Source organism: Endobacterium cereale, from assembly GCF_009617585.1.
GTDB lineage: Bacteria > Pseudomonadota > Alphaproteobacteria > Rhizobiales > Rhizobiaceae > Neorhizobium > Neorhizobium cereale.
In genome coordinates this window covers 235669-254738 of the sequence record NZ_WIXI01000049.1, presented here as the reverse complement: position 1 = coordinate 254738, position 19070 = coordinate 235669, and the positions used below count along the sequence as shown (strand labels likewise).

At 58.6% G+C, this 19070-nt stretch carries 12 protein-coding genes; 6 read left to right on the top strand and 6 right to left on the bottom strand.

Annotated features, from left to right (window positions below):
• Nucleotides 1–49: 49 nt before the first annotated feature.
• From GAO09_RS23120 to GAO09_RS23110, 3 genes are all read left to right on the top strand, one after another.
• Complete coding sequence (locus GAO09_RS23120) at nucleotides 50–4234, top strand: hypothetical protein (protein WP_153358168.1); 4185 nt, start codon at nucleotides 50–52, stop codon at nucleotides 4232–4234.
• A 140-nt stretch (nucleotides 4235–4374) separates the two neighbouring features.
• Complete coding sequence (gene glf, locus GAO09_RS23115; protein WP_153358166.1) at nucleotides 4375–5520, top strand: UDP-galactopyranose mutase; 1146 nt, start codon at nucleotides 4375–4377, stop codon at nucleotides 5518–5520.
• Nucleotides 5517–6137 (top strand): class I SAM-dependent methyltransferase, encoded by a 621-nt coding sequence (locus tag GAO09_RS23110; protein WP_153358164.1) that lies wholly within the window; start codon nucleotides 5517–5519, stop codon nucleotides 6135–6137. The genes glf and GAO09_RS23110 overlap by 4 nt, the downstream gene beginning before the upstream one ends.
• A 6-nt stretch (nucleotides 6138–6143) precedes the next feature.
• On the opposite strand, the gene GAO09_RS23105 is transcribed toward GAO09_RS23110, so the two are convergent.
• The 6 genes from GAO09_RS23105 to GAO09_RS23080 all read right to left on the bottom strand — a co-directional run bounded on the left by GAO09_RS23105 (nucleotide 6144) and on the right by GAO09_RS23080 (nucleotide 15229).
• Nucleotides 6144–7232 (bottom strand): siderophore-interacting protein, encoded by a 1089-nt coding sequence (locus tag GAO09_RS23105; protein ID WP_235938398.1) that lies wholly within the window; start codon nucleotides 7230–7232, stop codon nucleotides 6144–6146.
• A 54-nt stretch (nucleotides 7233–7286) separates the two neighbouring features.
• Nucleotides 7287–8066 (bottom strand): ABC transporter ATP-binding protein, encoded by a 780-nt coding sequence (locus GAO09_RS23100; RefSeq protein WP_324185054.1) that lies wholly within the window; start codon nucleotides 8064–8066, stop codon nucleotides 7287–7289.
• A gap of 94 nt (nucleotides 8067–8160) precedes the next feature.
• Complete coding sequence (locus GAO09_RS23095) at nucleotides 8161–10341, bottom strand: TonB-dependent siderophore receptor (protein ID WP_153358162.1); 2181 nt, start codon at nucleotides 10339–10341, stop codon at nucleotides 8161–8163.
• Nucleotides 10342–10507: 166 nt separating this feature from the next.
• The gene (locus tag GAO09_RS23090; protein ID WP_153358159.1) at nucleotides 10508–11389 is read right to left on the bottom strand and encodes a helix-turn-helix domain-containing protein; all 882 of its coding nucleotides are present in this window, start codon (nucleotides 11387–11389) and stop codon (nucleotides 10508–10510) included.
• A 96-nt stretch (nucleotides 11390–11485) separates the two neighbouring features.
• Entirely contained in the window at nucleotides 11486–13366 is a 1881-nt protein-coding gene (locus GAO09_RS23085) for a glycoside hydrolase family 15 protein (RefSeq protein WP_153358157.1), read from the bottom strand.
• A 72-nt stretch (nucleotides 13367–13438) separates the two neighbouring features.
• Nucleotides 13439–15229: a chloride channel protein gene (locus GAO09_RS23080; RefSeq protein WP_153358347.1), complete on the bottom strand. Its 1791-nt coding sequence runs from the start codon at nucleotides 15227–15229 to the stop codon at nucleotides 13439–13441.
• 389 nt (nucleotides 15230–15618) lie between these two features.
• Between GAO09_RS23080 and GAO09_RS23075 the strand changes: the two genes are divergently transcribed.
• The 3 genes from GAO09_RS23075 to GAO09_RS23065 all read left to right on the top strand — a co-directional run bounded on the left by GAO09_RS23075 (nucleotide 15619) and on the right by GAO09_RS23065 (nucleotide 19069).
• Nucleotides 15619–17148: an ABC transporter substrate-binding protein gene (locus GAO09_RS23075; protein WP_153358154.1), complete on the top strand. Its 1530-nt coding sequence runs from the start codon at nucleotides 15619–15621 to the stop codon at nucleotides 17146–17148.
• Between the two features lie 89 nt (nucleotides 17149–17237).
• Entirely contained in the window at nucleotides 17238–18179 is a 942-nt protein-coding gene (locus GAO09_RS23070; RefSeq protein ID WP_209018802.1) for an ABC transporter permease, read from the top strand.
• Nucleotides 18180–18190: 11 nt separating this feature from the next.
• The gene (locus tag GAO09_RS23065; RefSeq protein WP_153358152.1) at nucleotides 18191–19069 is read left to right on the top strand and encodes an ABC transporter permease; all 879 of its coding nucleotides are present in this window, start codon (nucleotides 18191–18193) and stop codon (nucleotides 19067–19069) included.
• The last annotated feature ends 1 nt before the right edge of the window (nucleotide 19070 follow it).

The window sequence follows — 19070 nt, the reverse complement described above, 5'->3', positions numbered from 1 at the left end:
GGCGATTTACAGGTTCATGTTTCACTAATTTACCGAACGGGGATGAATGATGTCGGAAAATCATACAGTGGTCAGTGCTTCCACTTTCGTGAACTCCATTGGTATCAATACCAAGGGTTCGACCTATAGTGACGGCTACAAGAATTCGAGCCTGATACTCGAGAGCCTGGAATATCTCGGTGTCAACAAGGTGCGAGATTCCTTTGCCGAACACGGAAAGGCTTCTCCGATCGTCGATGCCATGGCCGATGCTGGCGTCCAGTTCGATTTTCGCGTGACCTATACGCTGCCGGCCAAGGGCGACGAGGGCATCGAGGGCCATATTGCCGGCCTGAAGGCATTTATGGCAAAACATCCGGGTTCGGTTATCGCCATCGAAGGCGTCAACGAAGCCAACGTCAACAGTGTCAGCTTCAACGGAATGGTCGGGCTTGATGCGGCCATCGCCTTCCAGAAAGCGCTTTACACCGCCGTGAAGGCAGAGCCGGAGCTTGCCGGCGTCACCGTCATCAATCTCAGTCTCGCCTATGACAATATTGCCGACTACGCCAAGCTTGGTGATCTCGGCAAATATTCCGATGCGGCCAACGCCCATACCTACACCCACACCGGCAAGGACGCAGACAGTCAGGTCGAGTATACGCTCGGCCTCGCGCAGGGAGCTTCCATCGGCGACCGGCTGATCGTCACCGAAACGGGCCACACGACGCTGAAGAGCGAGCCGGGCATCGGTACATCCGAAACCGCACAGGCAAAGCTGCTGCTTTCGGACCTTCTGCTTTCTTACGAAAACGGCGCGTCGGAAACCTATATCTACGAACTGTTCGACAACGAGGCGAGCCGGCCGCGTGGCGAAAAGGAAGTTTATTTCGGCCTGTTCGAACAGGACGGGACGCCGAAGGAAGCAGCCATCGCGCTGCACAACCTCACCACCATCCTCGGCTTCGGCGATGACGGTACCGCCGATGGCGTGCTGGATGTCGACTACACACTGACCGGTCAACCATCCGATACGCACACGATGCTGATGGAAAAGTCCGGCGGCGTCTACGATCTCGTCGTGTGGCGCGATGCGCTGGTCTTCAACGACATCACCGATACGGACATCACCAATCCGCCGAAGACCGTCACCGTCAATCTCGGCCGTGTCGAAAGCATCATCCGCATCTATGATCCGATGCAGGGTCTGACCCCGATTGCGGTCTACCAGAATGTCAGCGAGTTCACGATCCCCCTCAGCGACAGCCCTCTCATCATCGAAGTCGGCGCGCCAGAAGCCGTGCATGAGCCGGTCACCACGGTTGATGCGGATCTGACGATGGCGGCTGCCGATTTCGTGTCGCAGATGCACAAGCTCGATGACGCGCAGGGTCTGGAAACCGTGACCTTGACGGATGGCAATGTACTGGCTGTCTCTTCGGTCGAGACCATGGCCTACATGATCGCCAATTACGGGGCGCTGCTCGCCAAGGTTCAGGGCGGCTTCTCCTTCTCCGTGACATACGGCGAGGCGCAGTGGACAAAGGTGCAGGAATTCGATTCTGCCGGCAAGCTGACGCTGACCACCGATTACGGCATCGAAGGCGGCATTCCGGTCAGCAAGGTGAACTATTACACCGACGGTTCGCACGAGACCTGGAACTATTACATCAAGGGTCAGGACTACGCGACGATCCACCAGAAGTTTGATGCCAATGGCAATCTGACGCTGCTGGAGCGCATGCACAAAGATGGCTCGTTCAATTATCGGGAAATCCGCTCAGCCGACGGTACGAAGGAGTACATGTATTACAATGCCGTCGGTAAGCTGGTGAATGACGTCACCGTTGCCCCCGACAGCACCAATACGACACTGACCTATGATCCGGTGACCGGCAACCTCCTCACCAAAATGGTGTCGGAGCCGGATGGTGATATCTTCACCACGCAATATACCAACGGCGTGCGCACGGTTTATGCCGTGACCAGCAACGAGGGCTGGAAACAGCAGATCACCTATGACCCCGCGACCGGCCAGATGCTGACCGATTACGTGGTGCAGGCAAATGGCAGCGCCACCAACAAGACCTATGTCGATGGTGTGCTGACCAAGCTCAACACCAAGAACGCCGACGGCACCTTTGACAACTGGTCCTACAACATCAAGGGCCAGGCCTATGAGACGATCCACCAGAAGAATGATGCGGCCGGCAATATCACGCTGATCGAACGCATGCGTGCCGATGGAACCTATGAATATCGCGAGGTTCGCGCGGCCGACGGTTCCAAGGAATTCTTCTACTACAACGCCGCCGGCAAGCTGGTGACGGATGTGCAGGTGGCGTCAGACGGCACCAGCACGACCTTCACCTATGATCCAGCAAGCGAGCAGATCATTTCCAAGGTCGTCAAGGAAACCGATGGCGACGTCTTTACCTCGCAATATACCAACGGCGTACGCACGCTTTATGCCGTGACCAGCCATGAAGGCTGGAAGCAACAGATTACCTATGACGCCAAGACCGGTGTCATTCTGGTCGATTACAAGCTCAATGCCGACGGCAGCGCCGTCAACAAGACCTATGTCGCCGGCGTGCTGACCAAACAGAATACCCAGAATGCCGATGGCACTTATGACAGCTGGAACTATAACATTACCGGCCAGACCTATGTGTCCATCCACCAGAAAAGCGATGCCAATGGCAATGTCACGCTGATCGAGCGCCTGCATGCCGACGGTACCTATGACTACCGCGAAGTCCGCGCGGCCGACGGTTCCAAGCAGTATCTCTATTACGATACCGCGGGCCGTGTGCTGAACGATGTGCAGGTAGCGGCAGACGGCACCAATACGACCTTCAAATACGACCCCGCCAGCGGCAGCGTGATTTCGAAAATGGTCAAGGAGCCGGATGGCGACCTGTTTACCAGCACCTATGTCAACGGTGTGCGCACGCTTTACGTCGCCACCAGCCATGAGGGCTGGAAGCAGACCATCACCTATGATGCCAAAACCGGCATCATGCTGACGGACTATCTCGCCAATGCCGATGGCAGCGCGACGAACAAGACCTATGTCGGTGGCGTGCTCACCAAGGTGAACACCCAGAATGTCGATGGCACGCTGGATAACTGGTCCTACAATATCAAGGGTCAGGCCTACGTGACCATTCACCAGAAGAACGATGCGGCCGGCAATATCCTGCTGATCGAGCGGCTGCATACGGATGGCACCTATGATTACCGCGAGGTTCGCTCGACCGATGGTACGCGCGAATACATGTATTACGACACTGCCGGCCGGCTTCAGAACGACGTGACGGTGGCGCCTGACGGCACCAACACGACGCTGAAATATGACGTTGCCAGCGGCGACATGATCTCCAAGATGGTCAAGGAACCGGATGGCGATCTGTTCACCACCAACTACACGGACGGCATCCGCACCGGTTATTCCTATGTCGGCCATCTGGGCGACAAGCAGACGACGACCTATGACAAGGCCGGCGTGATGCTGACCGACTATGTTCTCAACACCGACGGCAGTGCCACAAACAAGACCTATGTCGGTGGCGAATTGATGAAGCAGAACATCCTGAATGCCGACGGCACGATGGACAACTGGGCGTATAACGTGACCGGCAAGACCTATGTCACGGAACATCAATCCACCGACGCGAGCGGCAAGGTCACCGCTATCGACCGGTTCCACGCGGATGGTTCCTATGATTACAAGGAGCAGCGCTTTGCCGACGGATCGAAGGATGTCAGCACCTACGACGCCAAGGGCACGCTTCTCTACAATTCGGAGATCGAGGCTGATGGCTCGCGTGTCGTGCATGCCTACAAGCAGGATGGTACGGGTCAGGTGTGGAGCGACCATATGAGCGCCGGCGGCACGATCCTGTCGCGGGACATCTCTCATACGGACGGTCGCCACGACCTTTATGCCTATGCCAACGGGCAGACGTTGGATGGCGGCGCCGGCAACGACACCTTCTATTTCCGCACCACCAGCGACGGAAAGATGCTCTACGAAGGTGGCAAGGACACGGTGTTCAACTTCAACAACGATGCCAGCGGTCCGGATTATATCGATATCGACAGCAACTGGGCTGCGAACTTCGATGATCTGAACATGACGCAACAGGGCAATGACGTTCTGATCGCGTTCAACGACCAGAACTCGATCCTGATCAAGCAGTCGACGGTTTCTGCCCTGCAGCAGCATCACGATTATTTTGTCTTCAGCTGATCCCTGCTGAACCGAAATTGCACCCGTCGCCATACGCATGGCGGCGGGTTTTCTGTTCATGATTTTTGGGAACGGCAAGAGTGGCTTTGCCATGCGCCTGTCCACCCTTATGGTCGCTGCCAATTAGGGCGGGCGGGACCATGACTTTTTCGAACCACGACATCATCATCGTCGGTGCCGGCTTTTTCGGCGCCACCATTGCCGAGCGGGTGGCGAACGAGCTTGGCAAGCGCGTGTTGCTGATCGACCGGCGCCGCCATATCGGCGGCAATGCCTATAGCGAGAACGACCGCGAAACCGGCATCGAGGTGCACAAATACGGGGCGCACCTGTTCCATACGCCCAACCGGGCGGTATGGGATTATCTCAATCGTTTCACGCAGTTCACCGATTATCGCCATCGCGTCTTCTCCGCCCACAAGGGGCAGGTTTACGCGATGCCGATCAATCTCGGCACGATCTGCCAGTTCTTCGGTAAACATTTTACACCCGACGAAGCGCGGGCGCTGGTGGTCAGCCAAGCGGCGGAACTTGCCGGACGCGAGCCACAAAATCTCGAGGAAAAGGCGATCTCGCTGATCGGTCGGCCGCTCTATGAGGCCTTTATCCGGGGCTATACCGCCAAGCAGTGGCAGACGGATCCGCGCGAACTGCCGGAAAATATCATCACCCGCCTGCCGGTGCGCTACACGTTCAATAACCGCTATTTCAATGATCCTTACGAAGGCCTGCCGGTTGACGGTTACACGGCGATTTTTGAGCGCATGCTCGGCAATCCGTTGATCGAAACCCGGCTTGGCGTCGATTATTTCGACCTGAAATCGGAGATCCCGGAAGGCGTGCCGGTTGTCTATACCGGCCCGATCGACCGCTATTTCGATTACCGTGCCGGCGAGCTGAAATGGCGCACGATCGACTTTCAGGAAGAGGTTTTATCCCTCGGCGATTTCCAAGGCACGGCCGTGATGAATTATGCTGATGAGGACGTGCCCTATACGCGCATCCTCGAATTTCGCCATTTTAATCCGGAGCGCAATTACCAGACGGAAAAGACCGTCATCGTGAAGGAGTTTTCACGGTTTGCCACCCGCGCCGACGAGCCCTATTACCCGATCGATACGGCGGAGGATAAACGCATCTATCTCGCCTACAAGGCGCTGGCGGAGCAGGAGAAAAACGTCATCTTTGGCGGAAGGCTCGGCACCTATCGTTATCTCGACATGCATCAGGCCATCGCCGCGGCGTTAAAGTCTTTCGAGAGTGAGGTCAGGCCGGCACTGACATGAATGTTTCTCCCGAAGAGTTCATTCGCAGCAATCTGCGCGTCGAGCCAGCGCGGCTTCTGCCGGAAATTTCTCTTTATACCGCGCATCCCGGCAGTCGCTTGAGCCAGCTGATGGACGATGCGGGCGAGCCACCGTACTGGGCCTATGCCTGGGCTGGCGGCACGGTTTTGGCGCGGTATCTGCTGGATCAGCCGGAAGTGATGAGGGGCAGACGGGTGCTCGATCTCGGCTGCGGTTCCGGCGTGGTCGGCATTGCCGCTGCGAAAGCCGGTGCAGCGCGTGTCACGGCGTCGGATATCGATGCCATTGCGCTTGCCGCGACACGGCTCAATGCGTCATTGAATGACGTGAAGATCGACATAGCGGACGGTAATCTGATCGGCGGTTCTCTGCCGTTTATCGATATCGTTCTGGTCGGTGATCTCTTTTACGATAAAGTAACGGCGGCAAGGGTTTTGCCTTGGCTTTCAGCTTGTCGAGCCGAGGGCAAAACCATCCTGATCGGCGATCCTTTTCGCGCCCATCTGCCGCAAGACAGTTTGCAGCTTGTAGCGAGCTATGACGTGCCGGATTTCGGTTCCGGCAGTGGCAGGGCAGGCGTGTTCAGCCTGCCCTGAAAAACCTCAAGCCTTGACCTTCGGCTTCTGCCAATAGGCGCTGATGCTCATCAGCTTGCGGTCATGGCCTCGACTTTTCAGAAAATCGCGGATGGCGCGGGCCTCGGTCTTTTCGCAGCCGCTCCAGATATAGGTGCCTTCGGGTGCGGTTTCGGTGGCTTCCTTCACGTGGGCTTCCAGCAGGCGCATCGTGCCGGCCTTGCCGCCATTGCGGTGCAGCCAGGTAATTTCCAGTTTGGCCTTGGAGATGAGTTCCTGTTCTTCCGCCGCATTATCGACTTCGATAAAGGCGCGAATGGTCGAAGTGGGCAGGGCTTCAGCGACCATGCGGCCGATCGCCGGCAATGCGGCCTCATCGCCAGCCAGGATCAGCGAGCCGGCATGAGCGACGCCATCGCCGCCCGGACCCATGATGCCGATCACGTCGCCGGGTTTTGCCTCCACGGCAAATTCGGCGCCGGGCATCGGCAGGCCATCGCTTTCATGCAGCACGAAATCGATATCCAGCTGGCCGCGTTCGAGATCGACGCTGCGGATCGTATAGATCCGTACCGCCATTTCCTTCTCGTCCGGCCATGCCACACGGCCGTCCGGCAACATGCCCGGCCAGGCCGGTGCGCGATTGTTGCGGGCAGCCCCTTGCGGGATCAACAGGCGCACATGCAGGCCTACGCCGACAAACTGTTCGGCATTACGGCAGGAAACGGTGATACGGCGCATATGCGGCGTGACATCCATGGTTTCCACCACGGTGGCCTCGCGAAAACTCGGTAAAGCGTGCGGGTTCGGCTCTTCCGACCAGATGAGTTCCAGCGGCTCGTCACCCGCGAATTCGAACAAATGCTCGGCGATCATGCTGCGCGCTGAAATGACGAATTTTGGCGTCGGGCAGATCAGTTCGATCTTCAGCTTGTCGTCAACGATATCGATCTCGGCATTGCCGATGATGGTGACGAGCTGCGCGCCATTCTCACGCCGGAACACGTCCGCATGTTCGACGAAGTGGTCGCAAATCTCTTCCAGCATGCGCTGCGCATCGACCGGAGTGGCGGTGCCGGAAAGAGTGAAACGGTCAGCCATCGGCATCATCGTCATTGGCGCAGATCCTTCGGGTTGAAAACAGAGGAGGGGACAGCCATGGCCGGCGCCTCAGAGTAGGTAGCTGACCGGTTCCTGACGAACCGGATGCATGAACACGCCCATGTCGATACCGAAGATCGTCTGCAGCATGTCGGAGCGTACGATGTCGGACGGCTTTCCGCGCGCGACGATGCGGCCATTCCCGAGCGCCACCATGCGGTCGCAATAACGGGCCGCGAGATTGATGTCGTGCAGCACGACGATCACGGTGAGGTTGCGCTCATGGCAGAGGTCATGCACCAGCGACAGCACGCTGGCCTGATGCGAAAGGTCCAGTGCCGATGTCGGCTCGTCGAGCAGGATGCAGCGGGCATCCTGCGCCAGCATCATGGCGATCCATGCGCGCTGGCGCTCACCGCCCGACATGCTGTCCACTAGCCGGTCCTCGAACCGGATAAGATCGGTGCGCTCCAGTGCTTCATCTACCTTGGCGCGGTCCGTGTCGGAAAAACGCCCGAGCGCGCCGTGCCAGGGAAAACGGCCGAGAGCCACCAGTTCACGCACAGTCATGCCATCCGTCTGCGGCGTAAATTGCGGCATATAGGCGAGGTGGCGGGCAAAGGCGCGATTGCCCCATTCGCCGGTCCCCTTGCCATCCCACACAATATTGCCGGCGGTGGCGCCGATCTGGCGGGCGATGATTTTCAGAAGCGTGCTCTTGCCCGATCCGTTCGGCCCGACAAGCCCATAGACATGGCCCGGCTCCAGCGAAAGATCGATATCGTGCAGGATATCCTTGCCGGTGGCCGAATATTTGATGCCGGAAAGGGAGAGGAATGTCTGGGCCACTTTTGAAAATGCTCCGGTCGGAAACGGATAAGGGGCGGAAGGATGATTTCCTTCCGCCCCCGGTTACCTGCAAAACCTTTCCGCAAATGTCAACTTACCAAGTCTTGCTGACCTTGAAAGTGATCGTGCGGGCGTCGCCGTAACCGCATGCACCGTTGGTGCGGCAGGCCTCGACATAGGTCTTGTCGAAGAGGTTGGTGACGTTGAGTGATGCTGCCCAGCCGCCCTTCTTGTAGCGGAGCGCCGCGTCGAAGACGGTCGAGTCCGGGACTTGCAGGGTGTTGAGTTCGTCTGCCCAGGATTTACCCTTGTGACGGACACCCGCACCAAGGCTGAGGCCTTCGAGAGCACCTTCGGTGACACTGTAATCAACCCACATCGAAGCCATGTAATCCGGCACGACATATGGCGTCTTGCCGATCAGGTTCGGGTTTGGATCGTTGCGGGTGACTTCGACATCATTGTAGCTGAACGAGCCGAGCAGCTTCCAGTTTTCGTTGATATTGACCTTGCCTTCAAGTTCGAAGCCTTTCGATTCCACTTCGCCAAGCTGGTCCGTAAACGGGGCTACCGGAATGGATACCGAGTTGTTCTTCTTGTTGATGTGGAAGACGGAAGCGGTGAACGATGCATCCATGAAGGTCGGATCGTACTTTATGCCGGCTTCATACTGTTCGCCTTCTTCCGGCTTGAGCGGTCCCTGCGCACCACGACCCACAAGCGGATTGAAGAAGGTGGCGGCGCTGACATAGGGCGTCATGCCGTTTTCGAATTCGTAGGCCAGACCAGCACGGCCGCTCCAGGCGCTGTCGGAATCCTCGAAGCTGCCGGAAGGCGTCAACCGGTTCTCGAAGTCGGTGTTGACGTAATCGTAACGGCCGTTGAGCGTGACCAGCCAGCCGCTGCCGAAGCGGATCTGATCCTGCGCATAAAAGCCGACCTGGTTCATCGTCACGTCTTCGCTGTAAAGCGCGCCGGGCGTTGGCTGGGTCTGGCCGTAATTCGGGTTCAGGACGTCAAGGTTGCCGTTGTAAGGCTGCGGAGGCGAGAAGCCCGCGCCAAAGACCGAGTTCTGGACGTTGTCGATATGGTATAGACGGTAATCGACGCCGGCCATGATCTTGTGTGTTGCGCCACCGAGTTCGAATTCGTTTTCGACGCGGTTGTCCCAGGCCAGCGTGTCGCTGCTGGTATCGCCGATGAAGTTGATGCGCTGCAGTTCGGTCTGGCTGGCCCAGAGCGACGGGTAAGTAAGGTACTCGTACTTGTCGAGATGGCCATAACGCGCGTTCGAGGAGAACTTCCAGCCGCCATCGAATTCATGCTCGAACTCGTAACCGATCATCTGCTGGTCGTAACGGCCAGTGTCGAGATCGGGTTCGCCTGGGAAGAATTTACGGGAAATTTTGCCGACGCCGGGGCGATCGATAACCGTGCCTTCATAAGGCAGGAAGCCGTTGCCCGTATGAACCTGATCGAGGCCACCGGCATAAGCCCAGATGGTGAATTTGGTTGCTTCATCCGGGGTGAAGGTGAGCTGCGGCATGATGAAACCGCGCAGGTCGTTCGTGTAGTCGGTATAACCGTTGCCGCCGGCAATCTTGCCGGTCAGGCGGTAGGTCATCGTTTCGCTGGCACCGACCTTGTCGGAAATATCGAAACCGGTGAAGGCATTGCCGTTCGTGTTGATGCCGGCCTCTGTGTAATAATAGGGTTCGTCGGTGGGGCGCTTGCGAACCATGTCGACGATACCGCCGGCATTGGCGCCACCATAGAGAACCGACGCCGGTCCCTTGAGGACATCCAGGCGTTCGAGCATGAACGGATCGATCTGGAAGTTGCCGAAGCCGTAAGCGAACAGGTTGAGGCCATCGAGATAGACACCGGTCTGGCCCGCGTCGAAACCGCGGATGTAGTACCAGTCCGTGTCGGGGTCGGTGCCAAATGGCTGTGTGGCGACGCCGGCCGTGTAGCGCAGCGCCTCGTCGACCTTGTTGACAACGCCTCGGTCCTCAAGCTCTTCGCGGCCGACGACCGAAACCGCCTGCGGAACCTCATTCAACGGCGTATCAGTCTTCGAGCCGGCGGTGGTCTGTTTGGCGACATAACCCTTGACTGGGCCGGTGCCCGTGCCATTGCCTTGCCCCTCGACAACGATGGTCTGAAGCTGCGTCGAATCCTGCGCCACGGCCGGGAACGCCGCCATGATGGCGATCGCGGCAGCGGACGCCTTCAGGCCGAGGCCGATATTCACAGACTTAGTTTGCTTACGCATTTGCACCCCTCAATGCCCCCTCGGGCCTTGCTATTAAGTTGAGCAATTAACTCAAATTAATCTTCGCGGATTGCCGCGATCTGGGAAAATTGAAGCTTCTTGGGCAAAATTGAATGCGGCGAGCAAATGTCGTCAAAGTGTTGCCAAAAGGGCAACACGGCTGCTTTCAGACGATCTGCGTCCGCTTCCAGCGGGCCGGCGTCGTGCCTATATGCTGACGGAAAACACGTGTGAAATGTGCTTGATCGGCAAAGCCGGTCTCTGCGGCGATAGCCGTCAGAGGCTGATCGGAATCGGTCAGCAGTGCCTTTGCCTTGTCCAGCCGTGCCTTCACCTGCCACTGGTGCGGCGCCATGCCGGTGGAAACTTTAAACGAATGGCTGAAATGCGATTGTGACAGGCCGGTCAGTTCGGCCAGTTCCTCGAGCCGGATATTGCGCAGGCAATGGGCCTCGATGAATTCCGTGGCGCGGCGAAGCTGCCAGGGCGCAAGCGCACTGCGCCTACGGGTATTGGCCTTTTCGACTTTCAGCGCAGAAATGATCAGTGCCAGGCACAGGCTGTCGCCATAGAGGTCGTGCAACGGTGTCGGATTGGCGATTTCCTTGGCGATCAGTTCCGCCAGCGACATGATGCTGGCATCGGCAAACAGCAGGTTCGGATGGTTGAGGCGATCCGGATCGATCTCCTCCATCAATCGCCGGCCGATGCCGGTCGCGTCGAAATGCAGGTCGAGATGACGCAGGCGTTGCACGCCCTCAATATCGACCCACAATTCCATATCTGCTGGAACATAAGAGATAGGGCTGGTGCTTCTGTCCTGCCGGCCGCCTCCATCCGTCGGCGAACGCTTGACCGTCGGGCAACCCTTGCCGCTGTGATCGAGAACGATGAACAGGCGGGGATCACGGGCAACGTAATGTCCACCGGCGTAAGAACCGCATTCAACATCCCACAGGTCGGCAACGATACCGTTCCATGCACGTCGATGCAGGCTGCCGACGGCAAAGCCCTCGATCCTGTTTTGCATCCTTGGCTGGAACGTCATCTGCCCCTCGGGCTTCTTAAACCTTCATTTCTTTATCAAGTATTTTTAGGGCTGACAATCCACGCCTGTCAGCATTGGTTGATCCAAGAGACGCGCCTACGCCCGCCACTGGCCATAACGGCCATCCAGGGCCCGATCGAGATAGAATGCGGCGCTGATCAGCGCCAGATGCGTAAAGGCCTGCGGAAAATTGCCGAGGAAATTGCCCTTGCAATCGAACTCTTCCGCATAGAGCCCGAGATGATTGCCGAGCAGAAGCAGTTTTTCGAAATTGAAGCGGGCTTCCGGCAATCGGCCGGCGCGGGCAAGGCATTCGACATACCAGAAGGAGCAGGTGGCAAACGAGCCTTCGTCGCCATCCAGTCCGTCGGCATCCTTGTAGCGCATGACCATGCTGTCATCGGCCAGCTGTTCGCCGATCACGTCGAGCGTCGATAACCAGGCGGGATCGGTGGCGCTGATGAAGCGCACCAGCGGCATCATAAGGATTGCACCGTCCACCTCCGTCGAGCCCTTGGCCTTGACGAAATGTTTCTTTTCGTCGTTCCAGAAATTCTCCCAGATATCCTGCGTGATGGCATTGCGTGTTTCGATCCAGCGCCCGAACGGCGCGGCGAGCGAGCGTTTTTGTGCCAGCCTCAGTGCCCGGTCGACGGCCACCCAGCACATAAGCCGCGAATGCAAATGTTCACGGTCCTCACGGCGGATTTCCCAGATGCCGGCATCCGGTTGCTGCCAGATTTCGCAGACATGATCGACCACATCGCAAATGCCCAGCCAGTCGCGATGGGATATCGCCTCACCGTATTTGTTGCTGATGTAGATTGAATCGAGCAGTTCGCCGTAGATATCGAGCTGCAATTGCGTGGCGGCGCTGTTGCCGGCGCGCACCGGCTGGGCACCACCATAACCGGCGAGATGATCGAGATCGGCTTCCTGCACCTGGCGGCTGCCATCCAGCTTGTACATGATCTCAAGCCGACCTCGGTGGGAGATATCGGCCCGGTCGGCCGCCCATTTGGTGAAGGCGGTGGCCTCTTCCTGGTAGCCCAGCCGCATCAGCGCATAGACGGTAAACGAGGCGTCGCGGATCCAGCTGGCGCGGTAATCCCAGTTGCGGCTGCCGCCGGGCGCTTCCGGCAGGCCAAACGTGGCCGCGGCGGCAATCGAGCCGTATTGCTTTGAGGTCAGCAGTTTCAGCGCCAGCGCCGAGCGGTTGACGGATTCGCGCCAACGGCCGCGGTAGCTGGAATGGCCGGCCCATTGCTGCCAATAGTGGATCGTGTCCTTGATCTGCGCGGTGATGTCTTCCGTCGTCAGGCGTTTGGCCTCCTTTTCGTCTGACGTCAGGTCGTCCAGCACGAAGTCGATCTGCTCGCCTTCCTTCAAATTGATTACCGCCGTCAGTTCCCCTTCGCTCAGGTCGAGAGGGATGTCGGCCTGCAGGCGCAGGGACAAGCCATTGTCATCGGTGATGAAAACAGCGCCTTCCGCCTGTTCGAAACGCGGGGTATTGCGGGCGTAATCTGTGCGCGGCCAGCAACGCACGTGAATTTTCGCCTTGCCACGCGTCACCTTGAGGCGACGGATCAAGCGGCCCTGAACCTTGCTGTCTTCGGAGAGAAGCGGCATCAGATCCACCACTTCCGCGCTTCCGGTATCGCCCAGCCAGCGGGTCAAAAGCACATTGGTGTCGGGAATATACATCTGGATCGGGCGGGCGCCGGGAATGTGCGGCGCGAGTTCAAAACCGCCACCATTTTCCGGGTCCAGCAGCGCGCAGAACATGCTTGGGCTGTCGAGATCGGGCCAGCAAAGGAAATCGATCGTGCCGTCGGTCGCCACAAGCGCGGTGGTTTTGAGGTTGCCGATAACGCCATGTTCGGAAATCGGACGCGGGATTTCTTCGGTGTGGCGGGATTTCCGGCTGGTGCGGCCAGTATCGGCCGTGATGCCGTTTTCGTCGATCCGTTTCATGCGCCTTCCTTCCGTTTGGCGGGAAAACGCGGGAAACGGAACATCGGTTGCAAACCGATCGCCGCTCGACAATCAGATGCTGTCGCCGACCATCTCGCGACGCCGTAGTTCAAGCTCTTCCGAATAACGGCGCAGCGTGTGGCTTTCGCTCAGCTGGCCGACCACCTTTCGTTCGATCATATTGTCGATGACGGCGAGTGCTTCAGCCTGTGTTTTTTCGAAAATGCCGGCGGCCTGCTTGGCGTTCATCTGCGTTTGCAGCACGTCATTCTTGAAGCGGATGTATTTTTCCAGGCTGTCATTCTGGTCGTCGGCGTCGGTCAACGCGCTGTGCACTTCCGGCACCAGAACCATGCCGGCATATTTGCCGGTATCATCGGTGATGATCACGCGCTGGGTTGCGCCGAGCGGAAAGTCGTGGCGGAAATCGCCGAGCGACATGGTGGCTGGGGCCGTTTTGACGTCGGAACGCATCATGCGGCCGACGGTGAGATTGCGGATCCAGCCGACATCATGGGCGCTACGGATACTTTCGCCGCGCAGGTGAAAGCGCCATGTGGCGAACGAGTAACCGAATGTGGTGCGCACGATCAGCGACGAAGTGATGACTGCGGCCAGCACCAGTGCCGTGATCGGGAAGTCGCCGGTCAGTTCCAGCGCCAGAAAGGTCATGGTCAGCGGCCCGCCGATGATGGCGACGGCAAGCGCGCTCATGCCAACGATGGCGAGCACGACAGGGGCCAGCAGGACAAGGCCAAGAGCGGCGGTCGAGAAGGCGAAAATTTTGCCCAGCAGGGCACCCAAGAATAGCGAGGCGAAAAACAGGCCGCCACGAAAACCGGCGCCGATCGACACGGCCGAGGTGGCCGCCTTCATCAGGAATATCGCGATGAGGGCGGGCAGGGCGACGTCATGCGCGAGGTTGAGATGCAGCGCGCCATGGCCGCCGGACATGACCTGCGGGCTGATCATCGCGAACAGGCCGACGACGATGCCGCCGAGCGTCGGGCGTAGCCATGCGGGAATGGAGCTTTTGCGGGAAAGCTCTTCAATGGTCGCGACGCCCTTCATGAGAACGATGCCAACGCCGGCGCAGCAGGCGCCGAGAATGATGGCGGGCACGAAATCGCTTGGGCTGACGCTTTGCAGCATGCCCATTTCGACGATGAAACTGATGTCGATGAACTGGCGGGCAACCAAGGTCGCGACCAGTGCGGAAACGACGACCGGTGCAAGTGATGCGGTCGTGTAAGAGCCGATGACCAGCTCGAAGGCGTAAAAAGCACCGGTGAGCGGCGCATTGAAGGCGGCCGAGATGGCGCCGGCAGCACCACAGCCCACGAGGATGCGCATGTCTGCACGGCGCAGGGACAGTTTGGTGCCGATCTTGGAGGCGAAACCGGCGGCAAGCTGGGTGTAACCAGCCTCAAGCCCGACCGATGCACCAAAGCCGTTAGAGACAAGGTTCTGGTAGACGATGATAAAGCTGTCGGTGAGCGAAAGCTTGCCGCCATGCAGCGCGTTGGCCTCGATCGGGTCAACCATCGGGCGTTTGCGGAAACGGGCCAGCACCAGAATGGTGATGCCGAGAATGATGCCGCCAACGATGGGGGCTGACAGAAGCAGGATCGTATCGCCGATTTCGGATGAACTGAGCCTCTCACCATCCGCGACGCCGAAAATGCGCTGGTGCATCACAGCCGCAGCAAGGTTCATCGCGGTGACGACAAGGCCGGAAATCACGCCGATCGCAGCGGCAATGACGATGATGCCCCATTCGTTGCGGCGCACCAGAATGCGCAGGTCGAGCCCGGCGAGATAACGCCACAGCATTCGCAACCGCAGCGACGCCTTGTCCGACATGCCCGTCTTGCGCGGAACGGCCTGCTCCTGAATCTCGGACTGATCCTGTGATTTGACCTGCGACTGAACCTGTGACTCTGGCGGCGGCGTCATTACGGAGACCTGGGGCGATGCCCATTGAATGCGAACAAGGATGTGCGGCGGCGGGATAAGGCAGGACTTAGGCGCCAAACGCCAGTTTCAAGTCCGTGCCAACCTTTCAAAGCAAGTAAATGCGGCGAAAGATCAACGGCCCGATGTCTGCGACCGATCCCGTCGCAAATACGATGCTGACCTTCTCGCGTTCCGAACACGCAATCGGAGGATTGACAGCCGGGTCGCTTGAGTTATTCTGTTATAAAAATGCACATAACATAATAATGGAACATCAAAAAAACCGGGAGCCTGTCATGAAGCTGAAGCTCGCATTCCTTGTCGCCACGGCGCTTATCGCCGCACCATCTTTCGCTGCCGCCCAGGAAAAGGGTGGCGTCATCAATGTCGCGACGATCGGCGAACCGCCGACACTCGATCCGATGGCCTCTACCGCCGATCTCGTCGGCATCGTCACCCAGCACATATTTGAGACACTCTACACATTCGACAAGGGCTGGAAGACCGTGCCGCTTCTGGCCGAAAGCCTGCCGGAAATCAGCGCCGACGGCAAAACCTATGTCATCAAGCTGCGCTCGGGCATCAAATTCCATGATGGTTCCGACATGGCGTCGGACGATGTCGTTGCCTCGCTGAACCGCTGGGTAAAGGTGGCCTCGCGCGGCAAGCAGGCCGCCTCCTTCCTCGACAAGATCGAGGCGACCGATGCCTCGACCGTGACGATCACGCTGAAACAGCCCTATGCGCCGCTCGTGTCGCTGCTCGCCTTCAACAATTCGGCGGCAATCATTCTGCCTGCCGAAAAGCAGGACGAGCCGATGAAGGAATTCATCGGCACCGGTCCTTACATGCTGAAGGAACGCAAGGCCGACCAGTATATCCAGCTCGCCCGTTTCGACGGCTACAAGTCGCGCGGCGGTGAGGCGGATGGTTATGGCGGTGCGCGCCACCAGTATCTCGATGAAATCCGTTTCGTGCCGGTGCCGGATGCCAATACCCGCGTCGAAGCTGCCGTTTCCGGCCAGTATGATTATATCGACCAGCTGCCGGTCGAATCCTTCGCCAAGGTGGAAGGTTCGTCCACCGTCGAGCCGGTCGTGCTGAAGCCGTTCGGTTATCCGGTCTTCGTATTCAACACCGCGGAAGGCGTTGCCAAGGATGTGGCGATGCGCAAGGCGATCCGTCAGGCGCTGAGCATGGAAGACATGCTGGCAGCGGCCTTCGGCAGCACCGATTTCTACGCGCTTGATGGCAATATCTATCCGAAGAACTTTGTCTGGAGCACCGATGCCGGTGTCGAGGGCAATTACAATGTTGCCGATCCCGATGGTGCCAAGGAAGCGGCAAAAGCTGCCGGTTACGACGGCGAAAAGCCGATCCGCATCCTCACCAGCCGCCAGTACGAGTTCCATTACAAGATGGCGCAGGTGGCGGCCGAATATCTGAAGCTCGCCGGTTTCAAGGTCGACATGCAGGTGGTGGATTGGGCAACCCTTACCCAGCGCCGCGCGGACAAGGGTCTTTGGGACATCTACATCACCCACAGCCCGTTCCTGCCGGAACCGGCGCTGATCGGTTCGCTGGCGCCAAGCTCGCCGGGCTGGTGGGATACGCCATTGCGCAAGCAGACGGTCGAAGCCTTCTCCGCCGAAGCCGACCCGGCCAAGCGCCTGGCGCTTTGGGCGGATGTGCAGAAGGCCATGTATGAGGAAATCCCCTACATGAAGATCGGCGATTTCAACGCCGTCGCTGCCAAGAAGAAGACGATTGAAGGCGTCGAAGCTGCTCCATGGCCTTACTTCTGGAATGCTTCGATCAAGAAGTGATCCTTTTCGAGGAGCCCGGTGGCCGCTGCCCTAGTGGCGGCTCCGGGTTCGAAAATGTGCCCTCGCGAGAGGCATAAGAAGAGAATTCCATGATCCGTTATATTCTCCAGCGCCTGGCCGGCATGATCGTCGTGATGTTTCTCGTCGTGACCATCGTTTTTGTCATCGTGCGCGTCACGCCGGGTGACCCGGCGGCCGTCATGCTCGGGCCGGATGCGTCGGCCGCCGACATTGCCGACTTGCGCACCCGATTGGGCCTCGACCAGTCTCTGGCCGTTCAATACTTTTATTATATCGGCCAGATGCTGAAGGGTGATCTCGGCCAGTCGATCTTCCTCAACATGCCGGTGACATCGGCTTTGCTGGATCGAGCCGAACCGACCTTCTTTCTGACGATCTTTTCGCTGGCGATCGCCACGATCATCGCGCTGCCGATCGGCATCTATGCCGCCTATCGCCGTGGTTCGTTTGTGGATCAGGCCGCCACCACCATTGCCATGCTGGCCGCCAGCATTCCCAGTTTCTGGCTCGGCCTGATCCTGATGCAGTTTTTTGCCGTGCGGCTGAACATCTTTCCGGTGTCCGGATATGGCGGCCCCGGTTCGAGTTTCATGGAGCGCATGTATCACCTGACGCTGCCGGCCTTTGCGCTCGGCATCGTCTCCTCGGCGTTGATCCTGCGCTTTACCCGCGCCTCCATGCTCGACGTGCTGGGTGACGATTACATCCGCACCGCCCGTGCCAAGGGTCTGGTGGAGCGCCGGGTGATCATGAAACATGCGCTGAAAAATGCGCTGATCCCGATCCTCACCGTCATCGGTCTCACCGCCGCCGTGCTGATCTCGGGCGCGGTCGTCACCGAAACCGTTTTCGGGCTTCCGGGAGTCGGCAGCCTCGTGGTTTCGGCCGTGCTGCGACGTGATTACCCGGTCATTCAGGGGGCGCTGCTGGTGATTGCCGCGCTCTACGTTCTCATCAACTTCGCGATCGACATGCTCTACCTGCTGATCGATCCCCGCGTGCGTTATTAAGGGGGCGACGGATGACGGATATCGCTGTTACCGAGACCAAACCCGCCGAGAGTGAAGGCTCGAAATTTTTCAAGCGTTTCATCAAACGCAAGACGGTCGCCTTCGGCCTGATCGTGCTGATCATTTTTGTGACGCTGGCGGTGCTGGCGCCGTGGATTGCGCCTTACTCACCGTCCAAATTGTCGATCGTCAACCGGCTGAAACCGCCAGGCGAAATGTTCTGGTTCGGCACCGACGAATTCGGTCGCGACGTGTTTTCGCGCACGATCTATTCGGCGCGGCTGTCGCTGCTGATCGGTGCATCCGTGGTGTGCCTGTCGGCTGCCATCGGCGTCACGCTCGGCCTGCTTGCCGGTTTCTTCCAGAAACTCGATACGCCGATTGCCCGCCTGATCGACGCGATGATGGCTTTTCCGGACATCCTGCTCGCCATCGCGCTGGTGGCGGCTTTGGGGCCGTCGCTGACAACGGTCATCGTGGCGCTGTCGATCGTCTATTCGCCGCGTCTTGCCCGCATCGTGCGCGCCTCGACACTGGTGATCCGCGAACTGCCTTATGTGGAAGCAGCCCAAGCGCTTGGCATCTCCACATTCCACATCATGACGCGGCATGTGCTGCGCAACCTGCTGTCGCCGATCCTCGTGCAGGCCACGTTTCTGTTTGCCAGCGCCATGCTGGCGGAAGCCGGCCTGTCCTTCCTGGGGCTTGGCGTCAGTCCCGAAATTCCGACCTGGGGAACCATGATCGCCGCCGGTCGCCAATATATCGGGCAGGCCGACTGGATGACCTATTTCCCCGGCTTTGCCATCATTCTTTCCGTGCTCTCGCTGCAAATGGTCGGCGACGGGTTGCGGGACATGCTCGATCCAAGACTGCGAAGGGACCTGTAAT

What these genes read in the sequence shown, in the direction of transcription:
- GAO09_RS23120 (WP_153358168.1), top strand. Translation starts at nt 50, where the DNA reads ATGTCGGAAAATCATACAGTGGTCAGTGCTTCCACTTTCGTGAACTCC.
- glf (WP_153358166.1), top strand. Translation starts at nt 4,375, where the DNA reads ATGACTTTTTCGAACCACGACATCATCATCGTCGGTGCCGGCTTTTTC.
- GAO09_RS23110 (WP_153358164.1), top strand. Translation starts at nt 5,517, where the DNA reads ATGAATGTTTCTCCCGAAGAGTTCATTCGCAGCAATCTGCGCGTCGAG.
- GAO09_RS23105 (WP_235938398.1), bottom strand. Translation starts at nt 7,232, where the DNA reads ATGACGATGATGCCGATGGCTGACCGTTTCACTCTTTCCGGCACCGCC.
- GAO09_RS23095 (WP_153358162.1), bottom strand. Translation starts at nt 10,341, where the DNA reads ATGCGTAAGCAAACTAAGTCTGTGAATATCGGCCTCGGCCTGAAGGCG.
- GAO09_RS23090 (WP_153358159.1), bottom strand. Translation starts at nt 11,389, where the DNA reads ATGACGTTCCAGCCAAGGATGCAAAACAGGATCGAGGGCTTTGCCGTC.
- GAO09_RS23085 (WP_153358157.1), bottom strand. Translation starts at nt 13,366, where the DNA reads ATGAAACGGATCGACGAAAACGGCATCACGGCCGATACTGGCCGCACC.
- GAO09_RS23080 (WP_153358347.1), bottom strand. Translation starts at nt 15,229, where the DNA reads ATGTCGGACAAGGCGTCGCTGCGGTTGCGAATGCTGTGGCGTTATCTC.
- GAO09_RS23075 (WP_153358154.1), top strand. Translation starts at nt 15,619, where the DNA reads ATGAAGCTGAAGCTCGCATTCCTTGTCGCCACGGCGCTTATCGCCGCA.
- GAO09_RS23070 (WP_209018802.1), top strand. Translation starts at nt 17,238, where the DNA reads ATGATCCGTTATATTCTCCAGCGCCTGGCCGGCATGATCGTCGTGATG.
- GAO09_RS23065 (WP_153358152.1), top strand. Translation starts at nt 18,191, where the DNA reads ATGACGGATATCGCTGTTACCGAGACCAAACCCGCCGAGAGTGAAGGC.